The 6,000-nt window shown below is 42.3% G+C and carries 2 tRNA genes and 2 rRNA genes; all 4 read left to right on the top strand.

Annotated features, from left to right (window positions below):
• The first annotated feature begins 416 nt into the window (after positions 1–416).
• Positions 417–1,929, top strand: a 16S ribosomal RNA gene (locus tag BGS43_RS02075).
• A 102-nt stretch (positions 1,930–2,031) separates the two neighbouring features.
• Positions 2,032–2,107: transfer RNA gene (locus BGS43_RS02070), tRNA-Ala, on the top strand.
• Positions 2,108–2,115: 8 nt separating this feature from the next.
• Positions 2,116–2,192: transfer RNA gene (locus tag BGS43_RS02065), tRNA-Ile, on the top strand.
• 690 nt (positions 2,193–2,882) lie between these two features.
• Positions 2,883–5,789: ribosomal RNA gene (locus tag BGS43_RS02055) — 23S ribosomal RNA — on the top strand.
• The 16S and 23S rRNA genes sit together here with 2 tRNA genes alongside, the layout of an rRNA operon.
• The last annotated feature ends 211 nt before the right edge of the window (positions 5,790–6,000 follow it).

Genomic DNA, 6,000 nt, shown 5'->3' with positions numbered 1-6,000 from the left:
TTTAAGCTTAATTGGTTATACTTTCATTTCCTTTTTCAGAAAAGGACTTAAGATCTTTAAATTATAGTCTAAAGTTAACTAAAGTTAAATTAAGATTTTATAAACACTATGTTTCTAGTTTTAAATTAATCTTTAATCCTAGTTAAAGCAATTTAAGTTTATAAAACTTTATTATTACTAAACTTTATTTACATATAATAAATGATTTTTTGTTTTGTTCTTTTAACTTAGTATTGTTATTCAAATCTTATTAGTCAATCTTTGAAATCTAAATAAGTGATCGATTGAGCCAGAAAGATTTAGGCATAAGTAATTATGTAAAATCTATTCAATCTAATAATTAAAAAGATTAAAAGTTTTTCTTTTAATCTTTCATAACTTTTTCTTTGAAGAAAAAGATTAAACTATCTATAATTTTTATGGAGAGTTTGATCCTGGCTCAGAGTGAACGCTGGCGGCGTGCCTAATACATGCAAGTCGAACGATGAAGCTTCTAGCTTGCTAGAAGTGGATTAGTGGCGCACGGGTGAGTAAGGTATAGTTAATCTGCCCTACACAAGAGGACAACAGTTGGAAACGACTGCTAATACTCTATACTCCTGCTTAACACAAGTTGAGTAGGGAAAGTTTTTCGGTGTAGGATGAGACTATATAGTATCAGCTAGTTGGTAAGGTAATGGCTTACCAAGGCTATGACGCTTAACTGGTCTGAGAGGATGATCAGTCACACTGGAACTGAGACACGGTCCAGACTCCTACGGGAGGCAGCAGTAGGGAATATTGCGCAATGGGGGAAACCCTGACGCAGCAACGCCGCGTGGAGGATGACACTTTTCGGAGCGTAAACTCCTTTTCTTAGGGAAGAATTCTGACGGTACCTAAGGAATAAGCACCGGCTAACTCCGTGCCAGCAGCCGCGGTAATACGGAGGGTGCAAGCGTTACTCGGAATCACTGGGCGTAAAGGGCGCGTAGGCGGATTATCAAGTCTCTTGTGAAATCTAATGGCTTAACCATTAAACTGCTTGGGAAACTGATAGTCTAGAGTGAGGGAGAGGCAGATGGAATTGGTGGTGTAGGGGTAAAATCCGTAGATATCACCAAGAATACCCATTGCGAAGGCGATCTGCTGGAACTCAACTGACGCTAAGGCGCGAAAGCGTGGGGAGCAAACAGGATTAGATACCCTGGTAGTCCACGCCCTAAACGATGTACACTAGTTGTTGGGGTGCTAGTCATCTCAGTAATGCAGCTAACGCATTAAGTGTACCGCCTGGGGAGTACGGTCGCAAGATTAAAACTCAAAGGAATAGACGGGGACCCGCACAAGCGGTGGAGCATGTGGTTTAATTCGAAGATACGCGAAGAACCTTACCTGGGCTTGATATCCTAAGAACCTTTTAGAGATAAGAGGGTGCTAGCTTGCTAGAACTTAGAGACAGGTGCTGCACGGCTGTCGTCAGCTCGTGTCGTGAGATGTTGGGTTAAGTCCCGCAACGAGCGCAACCCACGTATTTAGTTGCTAACGGTTCGGCCGAGCACTCTAAATAGACTGCCTTCGTAAGGAGGAGGAAGGTGTGGACGACGTCAAGTCATCATGGCCCTTATGCCCAGGGCGACACACGTGCTACAATGGCATATACAATGAGACGCAATACCGCGAGGTGGAGCAAATCTATAAAATATGTCCCAGTTCGGATTGTTCTCTGCAACTCGAGAGCATGAAGCCGGAATCGCTAGTAATCGTAGATCAGCCATGCTACGGTGAATACGTTCCCGGGTCTTGTACTCACCGCCCGTCACACCATGGGAGTTGATTTCACTCGAAGCCGGAATACTAAACTAGTTACCGTCCACAGTGGAATCAGCGACTGGGGTGAAGTCGTAACAAGGTAACCGTAGGAGAACCTGCGGTTGGATCACCTCCTTTCTAGAGTACAGAGTAATAAGTCTCACAACTATTACTTCAATATATAAACTCAATTGATTCTTGTTTAGATTTCAAAGATTGATGATAAAGCTAATTATTTATGGGGAATTAGCTCAGCTGGGAGAGCGCCTGCTTTGCACGCAGGAGGTCAGCGGTTCGATCCCGCTATTCTCCACCATTTATTAAGGGCCTATAGCTCAGCTGGTTAGAGTGCACCCCTGATAAGGGTGAGGTCACAAGTTCAAGTCTTGTTAGGCCCACCATAAAAAAGATTTGAATAAAGAAGCTTTAAAATCTAAAGCAAGTATATAAAATAGATTAAATATAAACTCTATACTTAGATTTATTTTTATCTTTAACTATAAAAGAATATACTTTAATAGATATAAGTAGCATATACATTATGCATTTATATTTATAATGATTATGTTAATATATATACTTCCTTTAGGTTTTAAACCTAAATGTTCTTTATAATTATCATTGTTAAGAGTCACAAGCAAGTTTTAATAAAAACAATTTTACAGGACTTGTTAAAGGATAAAACTCAATTATCTTTTCTTTGGTTTTATTTATATCTTTTAACTATCTTTATTTTTTATAATAAAGAGAATATTAGATTTAAGGATTATAAATTAAAGACAAGTTTCAAACTCACTGCTTAGTTGAGACTAAATCATTTAGTTTTATATTAAGTGTTTGAATGCTTTCCGTCTTAAGATAATGAAGTCTTATCATAAAAACTTTAACAAGGAAGTGATGCGTTTTAGAATCAATAAAAAAGGTAGAAGTTAGATTATATCTAACTTTTATGCATATTCTTAGCAGAAGAAGCAAGAAAGACTATTAGTCTTTAACTTACTTTATCAGCCTAATATCTTTTAGGTTGGCGGGGTAGGCCTTTAGCTTGCTTCTTAGTCAAGGCTTTGCCTTGACGCTAAAGAAGGTAAAAAAGGTAAGCTACTAAGAGCGAATGGTGGATGCCTTGACTGGTAAAGGCGATGAAGGACGTACTAGACTGCGATAAGCTACGGGGAGCTGTCAAGAAGCTTTGATCCGTAGATTTCCGAATGGGGCAACCCAATGTATAGAGATATACATTACCTATATAGGAGCGAACGAGGGGAATTGAAACATCTTAGTACCCTCAGGAAAAGAAATCAATAGAGATTGCGTCAGTAGCGGCGAGCGAAAGCGCAAGAGGGCAAACCCAGTGCTTGCACTGGGGGTTGTAGGACTGCAATGTGCAAGAGGTAAGTTTAGCAGAACATTCTGGAAAGTATAACCATAGAGGGTGATAGTCCCGTATGCGAAAAACAAACCTTAGCCAGCAGTATCCTGAGTAGGGCGGGACACGAGGAATCCTGTCTGAATCTGGGTCGACCACGATCCAACCCTAAATACTAATACCAGATCGATAGTGCACAAGTACCGTGAGGGAAAGGTGAAAAGAACTGAGGTGATCAGAGTGAAATAGAACCTGAAACCATTTGCTTACAATCATTCAGAGCCCTATGTAGCAATACAGGGTGATGGACTGCCTTTTGCATAATGAGCCTGCGAGTTGTGGTGTCTGGCAAGGTTAAGCAAACGCGAAGCCGTAGCGAAAGCGAGTCTGAATAGGGCGCTTAGTCAGATGCTGCAGACCCGAAACGAAGTGATCTATCCATGAGCAAGTTGAAGCTAGTGTAAGAACTAGTGGAGGACTGAACCCATAGGCGTTGAAAAGCCCCGGGATGACTTGTGGATAGGGGTGAAAGGCCAATCAAACTTCGTGATAGCTGGTTCTCTCCGAAATATATTTAGGTATAGCGTTGTGTCGTAATATAAGGGGGTAGAGCACTGAATGGGCTAGGGCATACACCAATGTACCAAACCCTATCAAACTCCGAATACCTTATATGTAATCACAGCAGTCAGGCGGCGAGTGATAAAATCCGTCGTCAAGAGGGAAACAACCCAGACTACCAGCTAAGGTCCCTAAATCTTACTTAAGTGGAAAACGATGTGAAGTTACTTAAACAACCAGGAGGTTGGCTTAGAAGCAGCCATCCTTTAAAGAAAGCGTAATAGCTCACTGGTCTAGTGATTTTGCGCGGAAAATATAACGGGGCTAAAGTAAGTACCGAAGCTGTAGACTTAGTTTACTAAGTGGTAGGAGAGCGTTCTATTTGCGTCGAAGGTATACCGGTAAGGAGTGCTGGAGCGAATAGAAGTGAGCATGCAGGCATGAGTAGCGATAATTAATGTGAGAATCATTAACGCCGTAAACCCAAGGTTTCCTACGCGATGCTCGTCATCGTAGGGTTAGTCGGGTCCTAAGTCGAGTCCGAAAGGGGTAGACGATGGCAAATTGGTTAATATTCCAATACCAACATTAGTGTGCGATGGAAGGACGCTTAGGGCTAAGGGGGCTAGCGGATGGAAGTGCTAGTCTAAGGTCGTAGGAGGTTATACAGGCAAATCCGTATAACAATACTCCGAGAACTGAAAGGCTTTTTGAAGTCTTCGGATGGATAGAAGAACCCCTGATGCCGTCGAGCCAAGAAAAGTTTCTAAGTTTAGCTAATGTTGCCCGTACCGTAAACCGACACAGGTGGGTGGGATGAGTATTCTAAGGCGCGTGGAAGAACTCTCTTTAAGGAACTCTGCAAAATAGCACCGTATCTTCGGTATAAGGTGTGGTTAGCTTTGTATTAGGATTTACTCCGAAAGCAAGGAAACTTACAACAAAGAGTCCCTCCCGACTGTTTACCAAAAACACAGCACTCTGCTAACTCGTAAGAGGATGTATAGGGTGTGACGCCTGCCCGGTGCTCGAAGGTTAATTGATGGGGTTAGCATTAGCGAAGCTCTTGATCGAAGCCCGAGTAAACGGCGGCCGTAACTATAACGGTCCTAAGGTAGCGAAATTCCTTGTCGGTTAAATACCGACCTGCATGAATGGCGTAACGAGATGGGAGCTGTCTCAAAGAGGGATCCAGTGAAATTGTAGTGGAGGTGAAAATTCCTCCTACCCGCGGCAAGACGGAAAGACCCCGTGGACCTTTACTACAGCTTGACACTGCTACTTGGATAAGAATGTGCAGGATAGGTGGGAGGCTTTGAGTATATGACGCCAGTTGTATATGAGCCATTGTTGAGATACCACTCTTTCTTATTTGGGTAGCTAACCAGCTTGAGTTATCCTCAAGTGGGACAATGTCTGGTGGGTAGTTTGACTGGGGCGGTCGCCTCCCAAATAATAACGGAGGCTTACAAAGGTTGGCTCAGAACGGTTGGAAATCGTTCGTAGAGTATAAAGGTATAAGCCAGCTTAACTGCAAGACATACAAGTCAAGCAGAGACGAAAGTCGGTCTTAGTGATCCGGTGGTTCTGTGTGGAAGGGCCATCGCTCAAAGGATAAAAGGTACCCCGGGGATAACAGGCTGATCTCCCCCAAGAGCTCACATCGACGGGGAGGTTTGGCACCTCGATGTCGGCTCATCGCATCCTGGGGCTGGAGCAGGTCCCAAGGGTATGGCTGTTCGCCATTTAAAGCGGTACGCGAGCTGGGTTCAGAACGTCGTGAGACAGTTCGGTCCCTATCTGCCGTGGGCGTAAGAAGATTGAAGAGATTTGACCCTAGTACGAGAGGACCGGGTTGAACAAACCACTGGTGTAGCTGTTGTTCTGCCAAGAGCATCGCAGCGTAGCTAAGTTTGGAAAGGATAAACGCTGAAAGCATCTAAGCGTGAAGCCAACTCTAAGATGAATCTTCTCTAAGCTCTCTAGAAGACTACTAGTTTGATAGGCTGGGTGTGTAATGGATGAAAGTCCTTTAGCTGACCAGTACTAATAGAGCGTTTGGCTTATCTTTAATAAAGCATCACTTCCTTGTTAAGGTTTTTACTAAAGCTTTAAATAGTAATATTGATTTAAAGTGATATAGAAATCTTTCAAGTAGGGTTTATATTAGAACTTGCTCTTAACATTGTTTTTTAAGTATTCTATATAAAAACTTATCAAAGAGAGTAAAGATTTGATTCATTGACAAGATGAAAGATAAGATTTAAAAGATAAAAGTAAAA

The organism is Campylobacter sp. 110 (assembly GCF_002383965.1).
GTDB classification, from domain to species: Bacteria; Campylobacterota; Campylobacteria; order Campylobacterales; family Campylobacteraceae; genus Campylobacter_D; species Campylobacter_D coli.
The sequence above is the reverse complement of the archived record's forward strand: the minus strand, read 5'-3'. Positions and strand labels throughout refer to the sequence as shown.